Origin of the sequence: Streptantibioticus parmotrematis (assembly GCF_019890615.1) — a bacterium.
GTDB lineage: Bacteria > Actinomycetota > Actinomycetes > Streptomycetales > Streptomycetaceae > Streptantibioticus_D > Streptantibioticus_D parmotrematis.
Genome location: NZ_JAINVZ010000004.1, coordinates 32263 through 54339, shown reverse-complemented (window position 1 = coordinate 54339; position 22077 = coordinate 32263). Strand labels below are relative to the sequence as shown.

At 72.2% G+C, this 22077-nt stretch carries 21 protein-coding genes, 1 tRNA gene and 1 pseudogene; 12 read left to right on the top strand and 11 right to left on the bottom strand.

What is annotated here, in order from left to right; all coding sequences use genetic code 11:
- The first annotated feature begins 174 nt into the window (after positions 1-174).
- Entirely contained in the window at positions 175-1155 is a 981-nt protein-coding gene (locus K7472_RS07565; protein WP_222975381.1) for a sigma-70 family RNA polymerase sigma factor, read from the top strand.
- A gap of 102 nt (positions 1156-1257) precedes the next feature.
- Here K7472_RS07565 and K7472_RS07560 read toward each other — a convergent pair whose 3' ends face one another.
- Genes K7472_RS07560 through K7472_RS07540 form a run of 5 tightly spaced genes read right to left on the bottom strand, consistent with a single transcriptional unit; the run spans position 1258 to position 5320 of the window.
- A complete protein-coding gene (locus K7472_RS07560) occupies positions 1258-1920 on the bottom strand; it encodes a hypothetical protein (RefSeq protein WP_222975379.1) in 663 nt (220 codons plus the stop codon).
- The gene (locus tag K7472_RS07555; protein WP_222975378.1) at positions 1920-2522 is read right to left on the bottom strand and encodes a hypothetical protein; all 603 of its coding nucleotides are present in this window, start codon (positions 2520-2522) and stop codon (positions 1920-1922) included. The genes K7472_RS07560 and K7472_RS07555 overlap by 1 nt, the downstream gene beginning before the upstream one ends.
- Positions 2519-3535 (bottom strand): glycosyltransferase family protein, encoded by a 1017-nt coding sequence (locus K7472_RS07550; protein ID WP_222975376.1) that lies wholly within the window; start codon positions 3533-3535, stop codon positions 2519-2521. Before K7472_RS07550 ends, K7472_RS07555 begins: the two co-directional genes overlap by 4 nt.
- Before the next feature lie 55 nt (positions 3536-3590).
- Positions 3591-5009: a putative T7SS-secreted protein gene (locus K7472_RS07545; RefSeq protein ID WP_222975374.1), complete on the bottom strand. Its 1419-nt coding sequence runs from the start codon at positions 5007-5009 to the stop codon at positions 3591-3593.
- Complete coding sequence (locus tag K7472_RS07540) at positions 5006-5320, bottom strand: hypothetical protein (RefSeq protein ID WP_222975372.1); 315 nt, start codon at positions 5318-5320, stop codon at positions 5006-5008. The genes K7472_RS07545 and K7472_RS07540 overlap by 4 nt, the downstream gene beginning before the upstream one ends.
- 223 nt (positions 5321-5543) lie before the next feature.
- Between K7472_RS07540 and K7472_RS07535 the strand changes: the two genes are divergently transcribed.
- Complete coding sequence (locus K7472_RS07535; RefSeq protein WP_222975370.1) at positions 5544-5732, top strand: hypothetical protein; 189 nt, start codon at positions 5544-5546, stop codon at positions 5730-5732.
- A gap of 40 nt (positions 5733-5772) precedes the next feature.
- On the opposite strand, the gene mscL is transcribed toward K7472_RS07535, so the two are convergent.
- The 5 genes and pseudogenes from mscL to K7472_RS07510 all read right to left on the bottom strand — a co-directional run bounded on the left by mscL (position 5773) and on the right by K7472_RS07510 (position 10900).
- Positions 5773-6240, bottom strand: coding sequence for a large conductance mechanosensitive channel protein MscL (gene mscL / locus K7472_RS07530; RefSeq protein WP_222976082.1), 468 nt, complete (start codon positions 6238-6240; stop codon positions 5773-5775).
- 93 nt (positions 6241-6333) lie between these two features.
- The gene (locus tag K7472_RS07525) at positions 6334-7191 is read right to left on the bottom strand and encodes an S-methyl-5'-thioadenosine phosphorylase (protein WP_222975368.1); all 858 of its coding nucleotides are present in this window, start codon (positions 7189-7191) and stop codon (positions 6334-6336) included.
- A 128-nt stretch (positions 7192-7319) separates the two neighbouring features.
- Complete coding sequence (locus K7472_RS07520) at positions 7320-7646, bottom strand: FmdB family zinc ribbon protein (protein WP_222975366.1); 327 nt, start codon at positions 7644-7646, stop codon at positions 7320-7322.
- A gap of 42 nt (positions 7647-7688) precedes the next feature.
- Positions 7689-9037: pseudogene (locus K7472_RS07515) on the bottom strand (MFS transporter).
- Between the two features lie 267 nt (positions 9038-9304).
- Positions 9305-10900 (bottom strand): potassium/proton antiporter, encoded by a 1596-nt coding sequence (locus K7472_RS07510; RefSeq protein ID WP_252395298.1) that lies wholly within the window; start codon positions 10898-10900, stop codon positions 9305-9307.
- A gap of 252 nt (positions 10901-11152) precedes the next feature.
- Between K7472_RS07510 and K7472_RS07505 the strand changes: the two genes are divergently transcribed.
- On the top strand, positions 11153-13942 hold the full coding sequence (locus tag K7472_RS07505; protein ID WP_222975364.1) for a penicillin acylase family protein: 2790 nt from the start codon (positions 11153-11155) through the stop codon (positions 13940-13942).
- Here K7472_RS07505 and K7472_RS07500 read toward each other — a convergent pair.
- On the bottom strand, positions 13932-14540 hold the full coding sequence (locus K7472_RS07500) for a 5-formyltetrahydrofolate cyclo-ligase (RefSeq protein ID WP_222976076.1): 609 nt from the start codon (positions 14538-14540) through the stop codon (positions 13932-13934). The genes K7472_RS07505 and K7472_RS07500 overlap by 11 nt on opposite strands.
- A gap of 154 nt (positions 14541-14694) precedes the next feature.
- Between K7472_RS07500 and galU the strand changes: the two genes are divergently transcribed.
- The 9 genes from galU (at position 14695) to K7472_RS07455 (ending at position 22023) form a co-directional block, all read left to right on the top strand.
- Positions 14695-15606, top strand: a complete 912-nt coding sequence (gene galU / locus K7472_RS07495; protein WP_222975362.1) for a UTP--glucose-1-phosphate uridylyltransferase GalU — start codon at positions 14695-14697, stop codon at positions 15604-15606.
- Positions 15603-16907: a molybdotransferase-like divisome protein Glp gene (glp, locus tag K7472_RS07490; RefSeq protein ID WP_222975360.1), complete on the top strand. Its 1305-nt coding sequence runs from the start codon at positions 15603-15605 to the stop codon at positions 16905-16907. The genes galU and glp overlap by 4 nt, the downstream gene beginning before the upstream one ends.
- A 52-nt stretch (positions 16908-16959) precedes the next feature.
- Positions 16960-17481, top strand: coding sequence for a cyclic pyranopterin monophosphate synthase MoaC (gene moaC, locus K7472_RS07485; protein ID WP_222975358.1), 522 nt, complete (start codon positions 16960-16962; stop codon positions 17479-17481).
- 113 nt (positions 17482-17594) lie between these two features.
- Complete coding sequence (locus K7472_RS07480; protein WP_308013826.1) at positions 17595-18071, top strand: MogA/MoaB family molybdenum cofactor biosynthesis protein; 477 nt, start codon at positions 17595-17597, stop codon at positions 18069-18071.
- Positions 18072-18127: 56 nt separating this feature from the next.
- On the top strand, positions 18128-18679 hold the full coding sequence (locus K7472_RS07475; RefSeq protein WP_372457938.1) for a GNAT family N-acetyltransferase: 552 nt from the start codon (positions 18128-18130) through the stop codon (positions 18677-18679).
- Positions 18680-18824: 145 nt separating this feature from the next.
- Entirely contained in the window at positions 18825-19718 is an 894-nt protein-coding gene (sepX, locus tag K7472_RS07470) for a divisome protein SepX/GlpR (RefSeq protein WP_222975353.1), read from the top strand.
- Positions 19719-19767: 49 nt separating this feature from the next.
- Positions 19768-19841, top strand: a tRNA-Ala gene (locus K7472_RS07465).
- Positions 19842-20663: 822 nt separating this feature from the next.
- Positions 20664-21401: a hypothetical protein gene (locus K7472_RS07460; protein WP_222975351.1), complete on the top strand. Its 738-nt coding sequence runs from the start codon at positions 20664-20666 to the stop codon at positions 21399-21401.
- A 172-nt stretch (positions 21402-21573) separates the two neighbouring features.
- On the top strand, positions 21574-22023 hold the full coding sequence (locus tag K7472_RS07455; protein WP_222975350.1) for a hypothetical protein: 450 nt from the start codon (positions 21574-21576) through the stop codon (positions 22021-22023).
- Positions 22024-22077: the final 54 nt, after the last annotated feature.

Genomic DNA, 22077 nt, shown 5'->3' with positions numbered 1-22077 from the left:
TTCTCCGGAAGCGGCGTCGGGGCTGGGTGCCGGAGGATACTGCAAGATCCGGAAAATCAGGTCTCGACTTGGGAATTCTGTCCTGATTCCAGTCGTTGTTTCCAACTGAGTGGGCACCCGAGATCCGAGGACCCACAAGGGATGTACGCGACCGAACCACGCAAGGGAGCACGCATGGCAACCCGTGCCGTCGCCCGCCGTCGCAACGACGGGCCCAGCAGTGTTCGCGCCACCGGCGGTGAGGTGGCCGACCGCGATCTGGTCGGCATGTACCTCGACGAGATCGCGCGGACCCCGCTCCTGGACGCGGCGCAGGAAGTGGAACTCTCCCGGGCCGTCGAGGCCGGTGTCTTCGCCGAGCAGCTGCTCGACGCGGGCGAGTCGGCGGACGACGCGAGCGAGGAGGAGCTGCGCGCGATAGCCGAGGCAGGGGCGCGGGCCAAGGACGTCTTCATCCGCTCCAACCTGCGGCTGGTCGTCGCCGTCGCCCGCCGCTACCCGCGCAGCGGCCTGCCGCTGCTCGACCTGATCCAGGAGGGCAACGCGGGCCTGGTCCGCGCGGTCGAGAAGTTCGACTACAGCAAGGGCTTCAAGTTCTCGACGTACGCGACCTGGTGGATTCGTCAGGCCATCACCCGCTCGATCGCCGACCAGTCGCGCACCATCCGGCTGCCGGTCCACCTGGTCGAGGAGCTGGGCCGCATCCGCCGGGTGCAGCGGGAGTTCAACCGCGAACACGGCCGTGAGCCGGAGCCCGCGGAGATCGCCGCGGAGCTGGGCGCCTCCCCGGAGCGCGTCGCCGACGTGCTGGACTGGGCCCGCGACCCGGTCAGCCTCAACATGTCGGTGGACGACGAGGGCGAGACGCAGTTCGGCGACCTGGTCGAGGACACCTCGGCCGCCTCGCCGGAGGACTCCGTGCTGGTGATGCTGCGCCGCGAGGAGCTGGAGGAGCTGATCGGCCGCCTCGACGGCCGCACCGCGTCGATCATCCGTGCCCGCTACGGCATGGAGGACGGCAAGGAGCGCACCCTGACCGAGGTCGGCAAGCAGCACGGCCTGACCCGCGAGCGCATCCGCCAGATCGAGAAGCACGCGCTGCTGGAGCTCAAGCGCATGGCCGAGGACACCGGCTTCGCCTACGAGGCGGCGTAAGGCCCACGAGGCGGCGTGACGCCTGTGCCTATGAGATGGCGTGACGCCTGTGAGGCGGGGTGAGGCCCGCGCCGCCGTGCCGCGCCGGTGCCCGCCGGGCGGTCAGCCGTCGGCGGGCTCCAGGCGCAGCGTCGTCGCCAGCCGGTCCACCAGCTCGCTGAGGCGCTCGTCCAGCGCGAGCGCCTGCCAGCTGGCGAACAGCAGCACCGCTTTGCGGCTGCCCGGCGGCAGCGCCGCGTAGGCCACGGTCTGCACGATGACGCCCTCACCCGGGTCGCCGTCGTCCGGTTCCACCGCGGCGTCCACGCCCTCGTCGTCCCCCGCGTACCGCGTGGCGGGCCGCTCCCCGACGTACTGGTGCCGTACCCGCACCGCCGGGCCGATCGGCAGGTCGCCGTAGTCGACCGTGGCCGGGTGCATCGAGCGTTCCGTCGGCGTCGCGAGGAAGTCCGCGAGCGCCTTGACGGTCAGTTCGGGTCGCTCGGCGTCCGGCGCGATCAGGGAGACCTCGATGCGCGCGGTCTCGCCCAGTTCGGGGTGAGGGCAGAACGAGAGCGCCGTCACCGGGCCGCGTCGGCGCGCGTCCAGGGTCGCCTCGCGCAGCGCGTTCGCCAGGTCGGCGACGGTCCGCGGCTCGCCCTCGGGGCCGAGGCGGTCGCGGGCGGTCTCCTCGGCCCAGGCCGCGAGTCCGTCCGTCGGCAGCGTCAGCGGCAGTTCGACCGCGCCGCCCGGGACGCCGACCGAGACGGTGAGAGAGCCGGGCATCAGTCCGTCCATTGCAAGGTCATCGCTATCGAGTCGAAGAGCTTCACCAGCGCGTCGGCCAGCGGCTCCATCGGGGTGGAGAAGGACAGCAGCAGATGCCCCTCGGTGTCCGGCACCGCGACCTGGAAGTCGACGTGGGTGACGGGGAGCGTGTTGCCGTCCGGGTCGTCCGCTTCCGGCACCCGGCGGTAGCGCGTGCGCAACGCGGGCCCGGCGAGCGGAAGTTCGACCATCCGCACGTCCTCGCCCGCCGCGCCCTTCGCGATGCCGAGCCGCTCCAGGTCGGCGCTGCCGGCCGGGGCGGGCAGCAGGGTGACGACGAGCCCGGCGGACAGCGGGATGCCGTCCACCGAGAGCATCGACAGGTACATCTCGACACCACCGCGCGCGTGCGCGGCCCTCGCCTGCTCGCACAGCCGCTCGGCCACGTTCATCCGCAGCTGCGGGGTGCCCGCGGTGCCCCGGAAGCCGCGGTTGACCAGCTTGTCGATCCGGTGCGGCCAGCGCTGCGGGTCCAGGGCGATCCGCTCCCAGCCCTCGGGCACGGCGAGCCGGAAGTCGGTGGGCGGGGCGGGGGGTCGAGCGGAGTCGTGCGTGATCACAGGGACGTGGTCTTCCTCTTGCGCGCGGCGGAGACGGCCCACACCGGGGCTGCCAGGAGCGCCACGAGTGCGGCGACGGCGACACCGCCGCTGATGTCGACGTTGTTGCCGGACGACGGCCCGAAGCGGGGACCGTACCAGTCGGACGGGTCGTAGACGACGGTCGCGGTGCTGCCCACCGCGGTCGTGCAGGTGCTGTCGTTGCCCTCGGTCTGGCGCACCCGGCCGTCCGGCAGCCGCACCTGGCAGAACTCCTCCTTGTGACCGTGCGACCAGGTCGCCCTCGGTGCGACCACGGTGGCCTGCGCCTGCACGCCGCGAGCGGCGAGGTACCAGTCCTGGGCGCGGAACGGCACCATCGCGACGACGGCCAGGAACGTGATGGTGAACATCGCCAGGGCGGGTCCCGAACCCCGTGAGGAACGGACCTTCCCGCCCGCCCACGACAGGACGACGGCGAAGTAGAGCACCGCGACGAGGATCGTCAACGCGCCGATCCACGCGGTCAGTACCGCGCACAGCACGAGCCCGACCAGTCCGGCCGCGAGCATGATCAGCCAGCCGGACACGACGTCGCCGGGGCCCGGGCCGTCCGGGGTGCCCTCGGTGAGGAAGCGCAGCCGCCGGGCCTTGCGCGCTCCGCGCGACTCACCCGGCACGTCCAGCACGTCCGTGTGCTCGGCCAGCAGCTTGCGCACGTACCGGGCGCCGCTGCCGCTCGCGGCCAGCTTGCGCAGCGCGTCCATGCCGAACCCGGAGGCGTCCACCAGCCGCCTGCGGTTCTCTTCCGACAACGCGTCCAGCATCGCGAGCGTGGTCCCGTCGGCCGCCGTCTCGTCGGCCGGGGGCACCGACGTCAGCAGCGCCCGGGCCTGCCGGGCGCCTTCCTCGGTGGTCCCCATCTCCCGCAGCCGCTCGGCCGGGTAGCCGCCGGACTCCAGCAGCCTGAGGTGGTCCTCGGACGCGGCTGCCAGGAGGTCGTCGATCGCGGGGGGAGGGGTCTTCTCACGCACGGTGGCGCTCCACTTCGGATGCCGGGGGCCGGGTCACGATCGTCGCGCGATCCGGTCAGCCGCCCTGGGGGGTCAGGTGGCCGTTGATACCGGGAACGCCGTTCGCCCCCAGACCGGGTGTGGTCTTGATGTGGAGCTTGTTGAACAGGTCGGGCCCGGTGAGCCAGTTGGACGGCTCGTCGGTGGAGGCCAGGTTGCCCCAGCCCGCGGCCAGCGGTCCCGCCTGGCTGGCGAAGTACAGGCGCCCGCCCTTGAGCGCCGCCGTCTTGAACGACGAGTTGCCGATCTCCGGCAGGCTGCGCATCGGGTTGAGCCCCTTGAAGTACTCGGCCGCGTCGGCCGATTCCTTGCTGGAGGCCTTGATGGCGTTGATGTAGACCTTCGGGTTGAGCGACTTGCCCACCACGGACTTGAGGCTGGGCAGCATCTTGACCGGGTTCTTGCCGGACTCGCTGATCGCGTCCAGGGCCTCGTCGATGTCGCTGCCCTTCGCGGAACGCACCACGTCCCACGCCTCGTCGCTGCTCACCCCGAGCGAACGCAGCGAGGCGACCGCGCCCCTGGCCTCCTCCAGCGTGTCGGCGCCCTTCGCCGCGACCTCGGCCGCCTTGGCACCCTCGCCCAGCACCCGTCCGGCGCCGAACGACAGCACGCCGACCACGTCGATCGCCACGTCCAGCCAGGTGCCCTTGCCGTCGATGGCGGAGATCGTGTCGCAGACCAGGGCCACCACCGAGGCGATCGCGGCGAGCGCGCCCAGCACCTCGCCCAGCACCGGCACCCACGACAGCAGCAGCGCGGCGACGCCCAGGAACGCGGCGGCCACGCCTGCCCAGTGGCCGATGTCGGCGACCAGGTTCTCCCAGCCGTCCCACCAGTGGTGCGGCGGGTTCTTCAGGCCGTCGTGGTCGATGGCGTCGCGGATCGCCTGGGCGGCGTTGTGCGCCTGGGTGTCGCGCGAGTCGAGGACGCCGCCGAGCTTGTTCTGCCAGGTGGTCAGGTCGCCCTCGGTCTGCTGCTTGTTGCTGTGCAGCTGCTTCAGGTCCGAGGCGCTGGTGCTGGACGGCGCGTTGCTGATCTTCTTCTGGTTGGCGTTGTCCTCGTCGTACGCGGTCTTGAGCTTGCCCAGGATGTTCTTGGCGTCGGCCTGGAGCTGCTCCAGCTCACCGGCCCAGCCCTTGCCCGAGGTCGAGCTGCCCAGGGCGGAGGCGGCGGCCGCGTACCGCTTCTGGGACTTGGCCAGCAGGTCGGCCGTGCCGCCGACCTTCTTCTGGAAGGCGCGTCCGGCGTCGGAGTCCCAGCCGGTGCCGTCCACCAGATTGCGCAGGTTGCCCGCCTGCGTCTCGATCATGGAGGCGATGTCCTGCATCTTCTTGCCGAGGACCGCCACCTCGTAGGGGTCGCCGGGCACCAGCCGCGGGTCGTCGTAGCGAACGGTGTCCCAGTCGATGCCGGAGAAGTCGTGGTGGCTCACTTCGCGGCTCCGCCCTTGCCCGCCTCGGCCTTGAGCAGCGCGCTCGCCAGGTGGCCGTCGACGCCGTCGTAGGTCTCGGCCGCCTTCGTCACGCAGTCGCCGAGGTCTTGCAGGCCCTTGCACAGCTCGTCGCGCTTCTTGGACCAGTCGGTGCTGAAGTCGCCGAGGGCCCCGGCGAGCTCGCCGGAGCCTATGTAACCGCTGAAGGAGTTCATCAGGTCGCTGCCGTGCTCGAAGTCCGAGCGCAGCGTCGCCATCGTCCTGCCCATCGTGCGCAGTTCGTTGGTGTTGACCGCGATGTGACCGCTCATGCGTCCCCCGTGTGTCGTCCGGCCGAGCGTGTGAAGCCCCCCGATCCTGGCAAGCGGACGCCGGGCTGGGCAACCTGGGGGGCGGGGCCGGGTGTGAGGATGATGTGTCTTTACGGAAGTTTTAGCGGCCCCGGGGTTCCGTGGCCGCCTCCGGCTCCCGCGGTGGTGCGCGGCCCCCGGCTCCCGCGGTGGTGCGCGGGGCGCGTTGCGTACCCTGGAGGGCATGAGCGCGACCCCTGCGAACCGGCCGACCCCGCCGCCGTCCGGCGAGCCCGCCGGGCTGGTCTTCGACGATCCGCTGGACCGCCCCGCCGCCGACGAGACGGACCGGGTGTGGGGCGACCGGCCGAGCGGCGACGCGGCGGCCGACCTCGCCCGTTTCCTGGACGAGAAGCCGCCGCACCACCTGTGAGCCCCGGCGCCGTTGCGCCACGGGGCCGTCGTACCGGGCGCTAGATGTCCCTGCCGCCGCGCGGCTCCACCAGGGTCTCCCGGCCGGTGCGCTGGTGGACCAGCGCGTCCCGGATCTCCCGCAGCAGCGCCACCTCTTCGGCCTCGGCCGTCGCCTTGGTGTCCTGCGCCTCCTGCTCCGCCTTGGCGTTGCGCGCCGCCCGCATGGCGAGGAAGCGGGCCATCGGCGCGACCATCATGAAGTACACGACGCCCGCGGTGATCAGGAAGTTGAGCGCCGACCCGAGCACCGAGCCCCACGCCAGGGTGACGCCGTGTCCCGCGGTGCACGGGCCCTTCAGGCAGGACTTGTAGTTGTCCAGGTCGGTGGTGCCGAACGCGCCCACCACCGGGTTGATGATCCCCTTGACGACGGAGTTCACCACCCCGGTGAACGCGGCGCCGATCACCACCGCGACCGCCAGGTCCACGACGTTGCCCCGCATCAGGAACGTCTTGAACCCGGCCATCAGCCCGGGCCGCCTGCCGTTTCCGTTCTCCGTACTCACTGCTGAGAAATCCCTTGTGTCCGCTGGTGTCGTCGGTGCCGGCCGCCCGGCGGCTCAGGCCACGGGCAGACCGGTGTCAAGACCGTCCAACGCGTGAGCGCACAAACAGTCGCGGTCGGCGGCGAGCGGAAGCGCACCCACCACATCGAACAGTACGGTCCGCAGCCTCCCCACGTTGTCCGCGAACACCCGCAGGACTTCCTCGTGGGACACCCCGTCGCCGGTCTCCGCACCCGCGTCGAGGTCGGTGACCAGCGTCAACGTCGTATAGCACAGGCCGAGTTCGCGGGCGAGCACCGCCTCCGGATGCCCGGTCATGCCCACCACCGACCATCCCTGTGACGCGTGCCACACCGACTCGGCGCGGGTCGAGAAGCGCGGCCCCTCGACCACTACCAGCGTCCCGCCGTCCACCGCGTCCCAGCCGCCCTCCCGCGCGGTGCGCACCGCTACCGCGCGCCCGACCGGGCAGTACGGGTCGGCGAAGGCCACGTGCACGACGCCTGGCACCGTGCCGTCCGCCAGCGCCTCGCCGTCGTAGTAGGTCTGCTCGCGGCGCTTGGTGCGGTCCACCAGCTGGTCGGGGACGAGCAGCGTGCCGGGCCCGAACTCCGGCCGCAGGCCGCCGACCGCGCACGGCCCGAGGACCTGGGTGACGCCGAGCGAACGCAGCGCCCAGAGGTTGGCGCGGTAGTTGATGCGGTGCGGCGGCAGGTGGTGCTTGCGGCCGTGCCGGGGCAGGAAGGCCACCTGGCGCCCGGCGACCTCGCCGACGAACACCGAGTCGCTGGGCGGGCCGTAGGGCGTCTCGACGACGACCTCGGTCACGTCGTCGAGGAAGGAGTAGAAGCCGGAGCCCCCGATGACCGCGATCTCGGCCAGCGGGGCCTGAGCGCTGCTGCGTGACGTCATGCCGTCACCCTAACGGCGGCCCGGGCACGCCGAGGACCCCGCGGGGGCTGCCCCACGGGGTCCGTCACCAGGCCGTAAGGCCCGGGGTGCGCGTGCGTGCGGTCCGGCGCGGCCGGTCAGCAGCCGACTCAGGCCGCCGAGCTGCCGGAGGAGGCCGGGGCGGCCGGCTTCGACTCGCTCTTGGCGGAGGAGCTGTCCGAGGACTTGCTCTCCGAGGACTTGCCCTCCGACGAGCCCGAGCCGGAGGACTTCGCCGGGCTGCTGCCGCTGGACGACGAGCCGCGGCTGTCGGTCCGGTAGAAGCCGGAGCCCTTGAAGACGACGCCCACCGCGGAGAACACCTTGCGCAGGCGCCCGTCGCAGTTCGGGCACACGGTCAGTGCGTCGTCGGTGAACTTCTGCACCGCCTCGAGGCCTTCGCCGCACTCGGTGCACTGGTACTGGTAGGTCGGCACTTGCTCCTCCTGGCACTCTCACTCAATGAGTGCTAACGACGCTCAATAGTGCAGCATTCCGGCCCGCCAGTCCACTGCCGAGGGCGGACGGTGACCGAGACCACCGTCGGGTCGGCGGCCGGGCCGGGCCGCGGGGCCTCGGCGGACCGTCAGGCCGCGCGCGGCATCAGGCGGCCGCGCAGCGCCGCCAGCACGGCCAGCGCCAGCGCGGTGCCCGCCAGCGGCACCAGGAACCCGGTGCTCGCCCCGAAGCCGTCCGCCAGCCGCCCGGCGACGGTGGCCGCCGCGGCCTGGCCCAGCGCGACCGCCCCGGTCAGCCAGGTGAACGCCTCGGTGCGCGCGGCGGGCGCCACCAGCGACTCCACCAGCGTGTAGCCGGTGATCAGGGAGGGCGCGATGCACAGCCCGACCAGCAGCCCGATCGCCCCCAGCAGCGGCACGGCGTGCGCCGCCCACAGGCCCGAGCAGGCCAGCGTCAGCAGCGGGTAGGCGATCAGCAGCCGCTTGCGGGGCGCGGTCCTGAAGCGGATCGCGCCGCAGGCCACGCCGGAGAGCATGTTGCCCGCGGCGAAGATCCCGTAGAGCACCCCGTTGATGCCGGGGCGCCCGATGGACTCGGTGAACGCGGTCAGCGAGACCTGCATGCCGCCGAAGACCGCGCCGATGCCCAGGAAGACCGCGATCAGCACGCGCACGCCCGGCACCGCGAGCGCCGAGCCGTGCGCGGAGGCGCCGGTCTGCCCGGCGGAGCGCTGCGGGACCGGCGCGGTACGGCGCTGCGCGGCGAACAGCAGGCCGCCGATCAGCGTCAGCGCCGCCTCCGCCAGCAGTCCGGCGGCCGGGTGGACGGAGGTGCACAGCGCGGTCGCCAGCACCGGGCCGATCACGAAGGTGAACTCGTCGGTGACCGACTCGAACGCGGCGGCCGTCGCCATCAGCGGCGAGCCCTCCAGCTTGGCGCCCCAGCGGGCCCTGACCATCGGGCCGACCTGCGGCACCGAGGCGCCGGCCGGGACGGCGGCCAGCAGCAGCGCCCACAGCGGGGCGTGCCCCAGCGCCAGCACGGTCAGCAGGGTCACCGAGGCGGCGTGCGTGATCACGCCGGGCACCAGCACCGCGGTCTGCCCGAAGCGGTCGGCCAGCTTGCCGCTCTGCGGGGCGCACAGCGCCATGGCGACGCCGGTGACCGCGGAGACGGTGCCGGCCGAGCCGTAGGAGCCGGTGGTGTGCTGGACCAGCAGCACGATGCCGATGGTCAGCATGGCGAACGGCTGCCGGGCCGCGAAGCCGGGCAGCAGGAAGCTCAGGGCGTGCGGGGTGCGCAGCAGCCGCCCGTATCCGGCTTCCGCGGTGCTCTCGTCGGCGCCGGGGCCGTTGGGCCGCGCGGACAGCGCCGTCGCGCCCGTGGTCGTGCCGGAGCCGTTCCGGTCGGTGTACTTCGTCGTGACCGTGGATCCCACGGCCGGGCCTTTCCGCCGCCTGGTAGCGCCTCCCGGCGGTGTCCGGGAGCGCCGAGAGCTGTCCTCTCGCGCATGGTCCGCGGTAGATACCGGGTCCACGTCCTGGGAGACGATGCGGGGACCGGCCGCCGTGCGGTCGCGCCAGCTCTGCGTCAGGCAGAGTTGGTGGGTTTACACAACCCCGCCATGATATCGGTCTCAGCGGCGTCCGCCCGGCGATATGCGGTGTGACCTCGGTGACCGCCCGGCCCGGCCGCGTCCCGCCCGGCCCAGCGGCGAGGACCCGCCCGCGGCCCGGCTGTCCGGTTCCCCTGTGGCGCCCAGCCAGCCCGCCAGCTTGCCGCCCGCGCCGACCGCCCGCAGGCGGCGCTCGGCGTGGTCGCGCACCGGGTCGGTCGCCACGACCAGCAGTTCGTCGCCGCGCCGCAGGACGGTCGCCGGCTCCGGTACGAAGCTCCGGCCGTCCCGTACGACGAGGGTGACCGCGGCGCCGGCGGGCAGCCGCAGCTCGGCCACCTCCACGCCGTGCATCCGGGAGCGCTCGGGTATCGACACCGACAGCAGGTGGCCGCGCAGCCGTTCCAGCGGGGCGGACTCTATGCCCAGGTCGGAGGCGGCCTGCGGTTCGCCCAGCCGCAGCCGCCGGGCCAGCCACGGCAGCGTCGGGCCCTGTACGAGCGTGTAGATGACCACCAGGACGAAGACGATGTTGAAGATCTGCCGGGAGTGCGGCACGTCGTGCACCATCGGGATGGTCGCCAGCACGATGGGCACCGCGCCGCGCAGCCCGGCCCACGACAGCAGCGCCTGTTCGCGCCACGGCGTGCGGAACGGCGTCAGCGTGGCCACCACCGACACCGGCCGGGCCACCACGGTCAGCGCCGCGCCGATCACCAGGGCGGGCACGATGTCCTCGCCCAGCTCGCGCGGGTTGACCAGCAGGCCCAGCAGCACGAACATCCCGATCTGCGCCAGCCACGCCACGCCCTCGGCGAACCCGCGGGTGGCCGGCCGGTGCGGCAGCGCCGCGTTGCCCAGCACCAGTGCCGCCAGGTAGACCGCGAGGAAGCCGCTGCCGTGCGCGATGGCCCCGCCCGCGTACGCCAGCACCGCCAGCGCCATCACCGCGATCGGGTACAGGCCGGAGGCGGGCAGCGCGACCTGGCGCAGCGCGAGCGCCCCCAGCTTGCCTATGGCGATGCCGACCGCCGCGCCGATGGCCAGCTCCGCGGCGATCTCGCCCACCAGCACGTACCAGTGCTCGACCGGCCCGGCGGTGCAGAAGGCGACGACCAGGATGACCACGGGCGCGTCGTTGAAGCCCGACTCGGCCTCCAGCACACCGGTCAGCCGGGCCGGCAGCGGCACCCTGCGCAGCACCGAGAAGACCGCGGCGGCGTCCGTGGAGGAGACCACCGCGCCGATGATGAACGCCTGCCGCCAGTCCAGGCCGACCAGGAAGTGCGCGGCGCACGCGGTGACGCCCACGCTGATGGCGACGCCCGCGGTCGACAGCACGGCCGCCGCGGGCACCGCGGGCTTGATCTCCCGCCACTTCGTGCCGAGACCGCCCTCGGCGAGGATCACGACCAGCGCCGCGTAGCCGAGCACCTGCGTCAACGCGGCGTCGTCGAACCTGAGGCCGATGCCGTCCTGCCCGATCGCGACGCCGAGGCCGAGGTAGATGAGCAGGCTCGGCAGACCGCTGCGGGAGGAGACCCGTACCGCCGCCACGGCGACGAGCAGGACGAGAGCGGAGACCAGCAGGACTTCGTTGAGGTGCTCGACAGACAGGGTGCGGTCCTTCCACGACAGGGCGGGCCGTAACAGGGCGGGCCGGGCGGCCAGTTGATTGCCTACCTCAACATTTTACCTGTCCTTGGCAATTCGGCTCGCGGGCGTCCGTCCCTCGGGACGTGACGCGGACGGGAAGCGGGAAGGGGCGCGGGGCGGGACTCGGGACGGGACCGAGTTCTCCCGCTCCCAGCCGGGCCCCATATGGTGGCTGCCAGTACTTCGGTCCACCCTGCCCCGCGAAGGACAGCGATGCCCGCCAACACCTCCGCCCCGCCGGTGAAGAAGAAGGGGCGCCGCGCACGTCTGCTCGTGCTCGTGCTGGTGCTGCTGCTCGTGGCCGGGATCGGCTACGGCTCGTACTGGAGCGTCAGTACGGTCCGCGCCTCCTTCCCGCAGACCACCGGATCCCTCCAGCTCAAGGGCCTGTCCGGCCCGGTGCAGGTGATGCGCGACGCCCAGGGCGTCCCGCAGATCTACGCCGACACCCCGCAGGACCTCTTCCGGGCCCAGGGCTACGTGCAGGCGCAGGACCGCTTCTACGAGATGGACGTGCGGCGGCACTTCACCGAGGGCAAGCTGTCCGAGATGTTCGGCGCGAGCCAGGTGAGCAACGACGCCTTCATCCGCACCCTCGGCTGGCAGCAGGTCGCCCAGCAGGAGTGGGACACCCAGCTGTCGGCGTCCACCAAGTCGTACCTGCTGGCCTACACCGCGGGCGTCAACGCCTACCTCGCCGGCCACCACGGCTCCGCGCTGTCGGTGGAGTACGCGGTGCTCGGGCTGAAGAACAACTACCAGCCGCAGCCGTGGACACCGGTGGACTCCATCGCCTGGCTCAAGGCGATGGCCTGGGACCTGCGCGGCAACATGCAGGACGAGATCGACCGGGCGCTGATGACCTCGCGCCTGACCACCGCGCAGATCCAGCAGCTCTACCCGTCCTACCCCTACGACCGCAACAGCCCGATCATCCAGGGCGGTTCGGTCACCGACGACGGCCAGAAGTTCGTGCCGCCGTCCGGCACCGGCTCATCCGGGGGTACGAGCACCGACTCGACGCCGCCCGCCGGGACGCAGACCGCGCTGGAGCAGACCAGCGGTCAGCTCGCCCAGCTCGCCGACACCGTCAACAAGCTGCCCGCCCTGCTCGGCCCGTCCGGCAGCGGCATCGGCTCCAACTCCTGGGTGGTGTCCGGCAGGTATACGACCACCGGCAAGCCGCTGCTGGCCAACGACCCCCATCTCGCCCCGCAGATGCCGTCGTTGTGGTACCAGATGGGCCTGCACTGCCGCACGGTCAGCGCCGCCTGCCCCTACGACGTCACCGGCTACACCTTCTCCGGCATGCCCGGCGTCGTCATCGGCCACAACCAGGACATCTCCTGGGGCATGACCAACCTGGGCGCCGACGTGACCGACCTGTACCTGGAGAAGGTCACCCCGACCACGTACCTGTACGACGGCAGGCAGATCCCGTTCACCACCCGCGAGGAGACCATCGACGTCGCGGGCGGCAAGCCGCGCACCATCACGGTGCGCACCACCAACAACGGCCCGCTGGTGTCCGACTACAGCGACCAGCTCGCCGACGTCGGCAAGACCGCACCGGTGGGCGACTCGGCGCCCGACCGGGCCGGCGGCTACGCGGTCGCCCTGAAGTGGACCGCGCTGACCCCGGGCAAGACCATGGACGCGGTCTTCGAGATCGACCGGGCCACCGACTTCCAGCAGTTCCGGGACGCGGCACGGGACTTCGACGTGCCGTCGCAGAACCTCATCTACGCCGACACCAAGGGCCACATCGGCTACCAGGCGCCCGGGCAGATCCCGATCCGCCCCAAGGGCGACGACGGCACCTACCCGGCGCCCGGCTGGGACCCCGCCTACACCTGGACCGGCCGCTCCATCCCGTTCTCCGCGATGCCCTGGGAGGAGGACCCCAAGCAGGGCTACATCGTCACCGCCAACCAGCCCGTGGTCGGCAAGGACTACCCGTACCTGATCACGAACGACTGGGAGTACGGCACCCGCAGCCAGCGGATCAACGACCTGATCGCCTCCAAGCTCCAGGGCGGCGGCAAGATCTCCATGGACGACATGCAGTCCATGCAGATGGACGACAGCAGCGAGATCGCCCAGCTGCTCGTGCCCTACCTGCTGAAGGCGAACGTCACCGACCCTTATGTGCGCGAGGCCCAACAGCTGCTCCAGGGCTGGGACTACAACCAGGACGGCGACTCGGCCGCGGCCGCGTACTTCAACGCGGTCTGGCGCAACCTGCTCAAGCTCGCGTTCGGCAACAAGATGCCGAAGGAACTGCGGCCCCAGGGCCAGTGCCTGAGGGTGCCACCGGCCAACAACTCAGGACCGGTCGACAACCTCAACGGCACCCAGGCCCTCGTCACCGAGTGCGGCACCGCCGACCCGACCGACGCCCAGCCGGACGGCGGCGACCGGTGGTTCGAGGTGGTACGGAACATCCTCCCCGACGCCAACAACGCGTGGTGGAACATGTCGACCATCAACACCGCGACGCCCACCCCGCTCGGCACCACGTCCACCCCCACCGGAACGGCGTCGAACAACCGCGACAAGCTGCTGCTCCAGGCGATGCACGACGCCCGCTACGAGCTGACCTCCAAGCTGGGCAAGGACATCGACACCTGGAGCTGGAGCCGCCTGCACCAGATGACGCTGCGCAACCAGACGCTGGGCACCGACGGCCCCGACATCGTCAAGTGGCTGCTCGACCGCGGGCCTTGGGACCTGGCGGGCGGCGAGGAGGCGGTCGACGCCACCGGCTGGAACGCCGCGTCCGGCTACGACGTCACCTGGGTGCCGTCGATGCGGATGGTGGTCAACCTCGCCGACTTCGACAAGTCACGCTGGATCAACCTCACCGGCGCCTCGGGGCACGCCTACGACGCCCACTACTCGGACCAGACCAAGCTGTGGGCCGAGGGCAAGCTGCTGCCGTGGGCGTTCTCGCCCAGCGCGGTCGGCTCGGCGACCAAGGACACCCTGACGCTCAAGCCGTAGGCGCCGCGAAGCGCCTGACCCCCTCGGGGGTGAGCACCGCGTGCACGGGGTGGTCGTGCGGTTCCCTCGGGACCGCCGCGACCACCTCGTGCGCGTACAGCAGCACCATCAGCACCGGGCGCGCCCCGGCCCGCGTCAGCCGCTCCAGCACCCGGTCGTAGCTGCCGCCGCCGCGGCCCAGCCGGGTGCCGGAGGCGTCGACCGCCAGGCCTGGCAGCAGCACCGTGCCCGCCGCCAGCACCGCGTCCCGCCCCAGCCGGGGCCCGGACGGCTCCAGCAGCCCGCGCGGCCCGGCCACCAGGCTCCCCGGGCCCTCGTAGCGCGCCCAGTCCAGGTCGTTGTCGTCGCACAGCACCGGCAGCAGCACCCGCACCCCGTGCTCGCGCAGCGTCTCCAGCAGCTCGCGCGTCCCCGGCTCACCGCCGACCGACACGTACCCGGCGATCGTGGCGGCCCCGGCCAGCTCGGGCAGCGTCCCCGCGTGCCGGGCCAGCGCCCGCGCGGCCCGCTCGCGTTCCCCGGCCGTCATGGCGCGGCGCGCCGCGAGCAGGCGTGCGCGCAGCGGCGCCTTGCCGCCCGCGTCGTCGAAGCCGCCCATGCCACCGATACCGCCGCTGCCGCCGATGTCGTTCACGATCCGTCACCCGTTCCACCCGTGCGTTCCGCCAACCGACGGTGACCTGCGAATACGCACAGGCTATTCATACCCGCGCGTTCATCTGCGGCACATCCCCAGCGGTTATGGTCGGCCCATGACTCAGGTACGTCCCCGTATCACCAAGGCCGTCATCCCCGCGGCGGGTCTCGGCACCAGGTTCCTGCCGGCGACCAAGGCCACGCCGAAGGAGATGCTGCCCGTCGTCGACAAGCCCGCCATCCAGTACGTGGTGGAGGAGGCCGTCGCCGCCGGGCTCTCGGACGTCCTGATGGTCACCGGTCGCAACAAGCGCCCGCTGGAGGACCACTTCGACCGCAACTACGAGCTGGAGGAGGCGCTGACCCGCAAGGGCGACGCCTCCCGACTGGCCCGGGTCCGCGAGTCCAGCGACCTGGCCACCATGCACTACGTGCGCCAGGGCGACCCCAGGGGCCTGGGCCACGCGGTGCTGTGCGCCGAGCCGCACGTCGCCGACCAGCCGTTCGCCGTGCTGCTCGGCGACGACCTGATCGACCCGCGCGACCCGCTGCTGACCCGCATGATCGAGACCAGCGAACGGTACGGCGGCAGCGTCGTGGCACTGATGGAGGTGCCGCCGGAGCAGATCCACCTCTACGGCTGCGCGGCCGTGGAGAAGACCGGCGACGAGTCCGACATCGTGCGCGTCACCGATCTCGTCGAGAAGCCGACCGCCGCCGAGGCGCCCTCCGCGTACGCGGTCATCGGCCGCTACGTGCTCGACCCGGCCGTCTTCGACGTGCTCAAGCAGACCCCGCCGGGGCGCTCCGGCGAGATCCAGCTCACCGACGCGCTGCGCGAACTCGCCCGCGCCGACACACCGGGCGGCCCGGTGCACGGCGTGCTCTTCGACGGGCGGCGCTACGACACCGGCGACCGGGGCGACTATCTTCGTGCGATCGTCAGGCTCGCGTGCGAACGTGAGGACCTGGGGCCGGACTTCCGTGCCTGGCTCCGCCGTTTCGTCTCGGAGGACATGCAAGCGTGAGCAGTGGCAACGCCGACCGGGTGTGGTCGGTGGACGAGCATCTGGCCGACGTCCTGCGGCAGTTGACGCCGTTGGAACCCATCGAACTGCACCTGCTGGACGCGCAGGGCTGTGTCCTGGTGGACGACGTGACCGTCCCCGTCGCCCTGCCGCCCTTCGACAACAGCTCGATGGACGGCTACGCGGTCCGCTCCGCCGACGTCGCCCGCGCCGACGACGCCTCGCCCCGGGTGCTGAAGGTCATCGGCGACGTGGCCGCGGGCGACGGCACGCCGCCCACCGTCCACCCCGGCCAGGCCGCCCGCATCATGACCGGCGCCCCGCTGCCGCCCGGCGCCGACGCCGTGGTGCCCGTCGAGTGGACCGACGGCGGCACCGGCGGCGGCCCCGCCTCCGGGATGCGCGCGCACAGCGCCGACCCCGCCGGCGCCACCGGCCAGGTCCGCGTCCACCGGCCCGCCGGGCCCGGCGCCCACGTGCGCGCCCGCGGCAGCGACGCCCCGGCGGGCGAGCTGGCGCTGACCGCCGGGACCCGGCTCGGGCCCTCGCAGATCGCGCTGCTGGCGGCCGTGGGCCGGGCCCGGGTGCGGGTGCGGCCGCGGCCGCGGGTCGTGGTGATCTCCACCGGCAGCGAGCTGATCGCGCCCGGCGAGAGCCTCGGCCACGGCCAGATCCACGACTCCAACAGCTACGCGCTGGCCGCCGCCGCGCGCGACGCGGGCGCCATCGCCTACCGGGTCGGCGCGGTCGCCGACGACGCGGACTCGCTGCGGGACGCGCTGGAGGACCAGTTGGTGCGCGCCGACGTCATCGTCACCAGCGGCGGCGTCAGCGTCGGCGCGTACGACGTCGTCAAGGAGACCCTCGGCGAGGGCGCCGGACTCGGCGGCCGGGGCGTGGAGTTCCGCAAGCTCGCCATGCAGCCCGGCAAACCGCAGGGCTTCGGACTGATCGGCGCCGAGCACGTGCCGTTGCTCGCGCTGCCCGGCAACCCGGTGAGCGCCTACGTCTCCTTCGAGCTGTTCGTGCGCCCCGCGATCCGCACCCTGATGGGGCTGGAGCCGGTGCACCGCGCGACGGTGACCGCCCGCTGCACCGCCGCGATCGACGGATCGCCCAAGGGACGGCGGCAGTTCCTGCGCGGCTGGTACGAGGCGGGGGAGGGCACCGTCCGGCCGGTCGGCGGCTCGGGGTCGCACCTGATCGCGGCCCTGGCGCGGGCCAACGCGCTGATCGTGGTGCCGGAGGACGTCACGGACGTCGCCGCGGACGCGGACGTCGACGTGGTCCTGCTCACGTGACGCGGGATGGCCGAGGGTACGGTGGCGGTCACAGGACCGCACCGGGAGAACGATGAACAGCCCCCAGACGCCACCTGAACACCTGACCCACCTCGACGAGGCCGGTGCCGCCCGCATGGTCGACGTGACCGCCAAGGACGTCACCGCCCGCACCGCCACCGCCACCGGGCGGGTCCTGGTCTCGCCCCGCGTGGTGGAACTGCTGCGCGGGGAGGGCGTGCCGAAGGGGGACGCGCTGGCCACCGCGCGGATCGCCGGGATCATGGGCGCCAAGCGCACCCCCGACCTGGTGCCGCTGTGCCACCCCATCGCGCTGTCCGGCGTCACGCTGGAGCTGTCCGTGGCCGACGACGCCGTCGAGATCGCCGCGACCGTGCGCACGGCCGACCGCACCGGCGTCGAGATGGAGGCGCTCACCGCGGTCAGCGTCGCCGCGCTCACCGTGATCGACATGGTCAAGGCGGTCGACAAGAAGGCGACCGTCACGGACGTCCGTGTGGAGTCGAAGACCGGCGGCAAGTCGGGCGACTGGACACGGGAGGCGGGCGCGGGGAGCGCGGGGGAGACGCGGTGAGCGCGCACCGGGCCGACGGCGCGGGTGCGCGAAGGGCTGACAGCGCGGGCGCGCGGGGGGCCGACGGCGCGCACGAACCCGGGGCCGCGGAGCCGTCGCCGTACCGCGCTCTCGTGGTGACCGCCTCCAACCGGGCGTCCGCGGGCGTCTACCCGGACCGCGGCGGCCCGCTGATCGCCGCCGCCCTCGGCGAGCTGGGCTTCGCGGCCGACGGCCCCCGGGTCGTGCCGGACGGCCCGCCCGTCGAACGGGAACTGCGCGCGGCGGTCGCCGCCGGGTACGACGTCGTCGTGACGACCGGCGGCACCGGCCTGTCGCCCACCGACCGCACCCCGGAGGCGACCCGGGCCGTCATCGACCGCGAGGTCCCCGGCATCGCCGAGGCGATCCGGGCGGCCGGCCGGGAGAAGGTGCCGACCGCGGCGCTCTCCCGTGGCCTCGCGGGCCTCGCCGGGAGCACCCTGGTGGTGAACCTGCCCGGGTCCACCGGAGGCGTGAAGGACGGGCTGGCCGTCCTGGCCCCGCTGCTGTGCCACGCCGTAGAGCAGATCCGCGGCGGCGACCACCCCTCCCCCGGGAGACCGAGCTGAACGGATCCTGGCCCATCGAACTGACGGACGGCGACGTCCGGCTGCGCCCGATAAGGATGCGCGACCAGCGCGTCTGGCGTGAGGTCAACCGCCGCAACCGCGAGTGGCTGCGCCCGTGGGAGGCCACCGTCCCGCCCGCCCCGCCCGGCCACTTCGTCCAGCGGCCCACGTACCGGCAGATGGTCAGACATCTGCGGCGGGAGGCCAACCGGGGCCGCATGCTGCCGTTCGTCATCGAGTACCAGGGCCGCCTGGTGGGCCAGTTGACGGTCGCGGGCATCACCTGGGGCTCGATGTGCTCGGGTCACGTCGGCTACTGGGTGGACCAGGCGGTGGCGGGCCGCGGCGTCATGCCGACCGCGGTCGCGCTCGCGGTGGACCACTGCTTCCGCCGGGTGGGCCTGCACCGGCTCGAGGTGTGCATCCGCCCGGAGAACCGCCCGAGCCGTCGCGTGGTGGAGAAGCTCGGTTTCCGCGAGGAGGGCCTGCGCCCGCGCTATCTGCACATCGACGGCGCCTGGCGGGACCACCTGGTCTACGCGCTCACGGCCGAGGAGATGACCGGGGGACTGCTGGAGCGGTGGCACCGTTCCGCGGAAATAAAATAAACGTTCGAATAGCTGCTCTGAATGGCCGCATTCGGCGCCGGTGCCGGGCAACAATCACAAAAAATGCTCGACTTATCAGCCAGATCGTGCGACACACCGCGTGAAATTGCTGTTGGGTCACGCGGAAGGCCCCTACCGTGTTGTCGTGAGCAGCAGCGGCCTCATCTACGCAGTCATCGTCGGGGCCTGGGCTGCCTACTTGGTGCCGATGTGGCTCCGTAGGCAGGACGAACTGAACGAGGCGCGCCCGACGGAACGCTTCTCCACGGCCATCCGGCTGCTGTCCGGACGCGCCGCGATGGAGCGCCGGTACGCGCGAGCGCGCGGCCCGCAGGACGACGCCGAACCCGACGCGGAAGCCGTCGACGTCGGTGCCGGTGCCGGTGCCGGTGCCGAAATCGATGTCGATGTCGACGTGCGGGCGAAGGCGGTCCCGTTGACCGAGGCCGGCCCGGTGTCCCTGGCCGACGCCAAGGAGCGCAGGCTGCCGATGACGGCGGCCCGGGCCCGGGTGATGGCCCGCCGCCGCCGTACCACCATCATGCTGTTCCTGGCCTTCACCGCGGGCGCGATCGCCGCCGGGGTGGGCGGCCTGGGCTGGCTGTGGGCACCGGCCGCCCCGGGGGTCCTGCTCACCTTCTACATCGCGCACCTGCGCCGGGCGGAGCGGCGGCGCTTCGAGTTCACCATGGACCAGCGCCGCGCCGCCGAGGCCGCCCGCCGCCTGCGCGACCGCCCGCAGCCCGCCGCGCTCAGGCAGCCGTCGTCCCCCGCCCCGCAGCCGGAGCCCACTCCCGCGCACAGCGCGGTCGTCGAGCAGACGGACCACGCGGAGTGGGTCGACCAGCAGCACGCCCAGGCGGCCCCCGACGACAGCTGGGAGCCGGTCCCGGTCCCGCTGCCCACGTACGTCACGGCCCCGGTGGCCCCGCGCACCCCGGCCCCCGAGGCGGCGCCCCGCCCCCGCCCCCGGCCCGGCCGCGACCGCACCCCGCTCTTCGACCAGTACGCGGACCGCCCCCGAGCGGCCAACGAGTGACCTGGTCACGACCACCGGCCCGAAGCTGGTAGAGTTTTCCTCGTTGCAAGGGCCTGTAGCGCAGTCCGGTAGCGCACCTCGTTCGCATCGAGGGGGTCAGGGGTTCAAATCCCCTCAGGTCCACACAGCCGATAGGCGGCGTGTGCTCGCGGAAAGCGCGGGCCGCGTCGCCTGTGTCGTTTTTGGCGGCTTCGCCGCGAGCGGGGGCTTCGCCACCCGCACCCCCATTTCGCGTCGGCCGGCGCACCTCTTTTCGGGTCGGCCGGAGCGGACCGGGGCCTGCGTCACAGGGGGACAAGGTCTGTCAGCCCGGGGCCGACCCCCGGCGGGGAGGCCGTTGCAGGTGATGGCGCGGTGCGGATCTCACAAGCCTCCCTCAGAGGGCAACCAGGACCTACGGCGCGGCAGGTCCGTGGGTCGGCATGAGCCGTTCGACAGCAGTCGGTGATCGGTTTCGTCAGGGGCCTGGTCTCGACCGGCACCGGGCTCAAACACCGCACCGGGCGCTGCAGGGCCGCGCTTGATACCTTCAGGCTGACCTCCGGCAGTCGGCTCTCCGCTGTCCGCGTGTTCCCCAACCACACGAGTGGCAACACTGGTTGGACAGGCCCACTGCGCGCCGTTATGAATCGGTGATTCCGGGTGTCTCGTGAACGTCGGATCGACGTGTAACGTTCTCTGAGCCAGCCGGACAGGGGGTTCAGGCTGGGGAGGGGCTCCGGGGGAGGGCTTGGGGTGGCATTAGCAGACAAGTGCGGGCGGCGCGAATCTGCCCCCGAGGAGCACAGGGCCATCGCACGCTCGTCGGCCACGCGCGCAGCGTGGCAGTGTGGGTCTCGCGCGGTCGGGATGTTGGTGCTTCTGCCGCTGCTCGCCCTTGCAGGGTGCGCCGACCGCCACGTCCAGGCAGGGGGCGCACCGCACCCGCAAGCCCCTGTCGGGCGTTTGCCGGTCGAGCGCTACCTGCTCGACAACGCGCAGCAGTCGACACTGGGCAAGGCACGCGACGTCCTGATCCAGCAGTGCATGCGCCGATTCGGCCTGCGCTACCCCAGTGCCCACTTGGTCACCACCGACTCGCCAGACGGTGACGCTGCTGATATGGCACGCCGCTATGGGGTCACCGATCCCGTTGTCGCCGCGCGCTATGGTTACCACCCCGCGTCCGGAACGGCCTTGCCGCCGCCCGCCTCGGCCCTTGACGACGACCAGAAGACGGTCCTCCTCGGCCAGGTGTACACGTTTCACGGTAAGTCTGTACCAACGCAGGGGTGTTCGGGCGAGGCTGACCGCAAGCTGGGCCCGGGCGTCGATGAGCAGGAGGCCGAGCAATTGGACAGCCTCTCCTACACCCAGTCACTCAAAAGCTCCCCCTTGGAAGCGGCCTTCGGATCCTGGTCGCGGTGTATGGCCGCGACTGGACAGCACTACCCGACCCCGATCGCGTCCGGGAACGACCCGCGCTGGGCCACCGCGATGCCGACATCGGCGGAGAAGCGCACCGCGACGGCGGACGCCCGCTGCAAGGAGAGCGCGGATGTCGTGCCGATCTGGCTCCGTACTGAGACCGGCATCCAGGACTCGGCGATCGCTTCCCACCGTGCTGGACTAACCCGGCTCCACTCGGCGGAACAGGCCTCGCTCCAGCGCGCCCAGGCCGTTCTGAAGCACGACGTCGGCTAGCGCCGCCCGTTACCCGTCGTTCACGACACCCCACGTCACTCCGCCCCCGGCCGTCGGGACGGCGTGTCATGGCGGACTTCGCGCTCCGCCATTCCGAAACCCGCGCAGGGCCCGGGGACCAGCCCTGCGCGGGCGCGGTGTGAGTCCCCACCCGAGAAGGAAAGGAACCACCATGCGCGTCACGCGCTTCCGCGCGGCCCTCACCGGGGTCGCCGTCATCGCCGGTTCGGTGACCGGTCTCGCTCTGTCCGCCCCTGCGGCGAACGCAGACAGCCGCTACAACTGCGGCGACAACCCGCCCGCCGGCATGTTCAGCATGTTCTACGACTCGAAGGCCTACGGCTACGGTGCCGAGGCCGATTTCTGCGGCAGCATCCCCAACTTCGCCGGCTACACCTTCAACAACACGGCCTACGGGACCGCCGGCGAGGGCAAGAGCGTCAAGAACAACGCCAGTGCCATGGAGGTGACCGACGAGACCAGCGAGTACCGCGTCTACTACAACTCCTGGTACGGCGGCCCTTACCAGACCATCCACTCTTACGACGGCGACCCCGCCGTCGACCTCGCCAGCCAGTTGAAGAACAACGACGCATCTGCGAAGTACCTCGGAAACGACTGATTTCCCGGAAGCCCTTCCCGCTTCCCCGTGCTCGCCGACGGCGTTGCCGCGGGC

Bases quoted from the DNA above. Each gene is read 5' to 3' on its own strand.
- K7472_RS07565 (WP_222975381.1), top strand. From the start codon at position 175: ATGGCAACCCGTGCCGTCGCCCGCCGTCGCAACGACGGGCCCAGCAGT.
- galU (WP_222975362.1), top strand. From the start codon at position 14,695: ATGACTCAGGTACGTCCCCGTATCACCAAGGCCGTCATCCCCGCGGCG.
- mscL (WP_222976082.1), bottom strand. From the start codon at position 6,240: ATGGCCGGGTTCAAGACGTTCCTGATGCGGGGCAACGTCGTGGACCTG.
- K7472_RS07475 (WP_372457938.1), top strand. From the start codon at position 18,128: ATGCGCGACCAGCGCGTCTGGCGTGAGGTCAACCGCCGCAACCGCGAG.
- moaC (WP_222975358.1), top strand. From the start codon at position 16,960: ATGAACAGCCCCCAGACGCCACCTGAACACCTGACCCACCTCGACGAG.
- K7472_RS07560 (WP_222975379.1), bottom strand. From the start codon at position 1,920: ATGCCCGGCTCTCTCACCGTCTCGGTCGGCGTCCCGGGCGGCGCGGTC.
- K7472_RS07500 (WP_222976076.1), bottom strand. From the start codon at position 14,540: ATGGGCGGCTTCGACGACGCGGGCGGCAAGGCGCCGCTGCGCGCACGC.
- K7472_RS07540 (WP_222975372.1), bottom strand. From the start codon at position 5,320: ATGAGCGGTCACATCGCGGTCAACACCAACGAACTGCGCACGATGGGC.
- K7472_RS07455 (WP_222975350.1), top strand. From the start codon at position 21,574: ATGCGCGTCACGCGCTTCCGCGCGGCCCTCACCGGGGTCGCCGTCATC.
- K7472_RS07535 (WP_222975370.1), top strand. From the start codon at position 5,544: ATGAGCGCGACCCCTGCGAACCGGCCGACCCCGCCGCCGTCCGGCGAG.
- K7472_RS07505 (WP_222975364.1), top strand. From the start codon at position 11,153: ATGCCCGCCAACACCTCCGCCCCGCCGGTGAAGAAGAAGGGGCGCCGC.
- K7472_RS07525 (WP_222975368.1), bottom strand. From the start codon at position 7,191: ATGACGTCACGCAGCAGCGCTCAGGCCCCGCTGGCCGAGATCGCGGTC.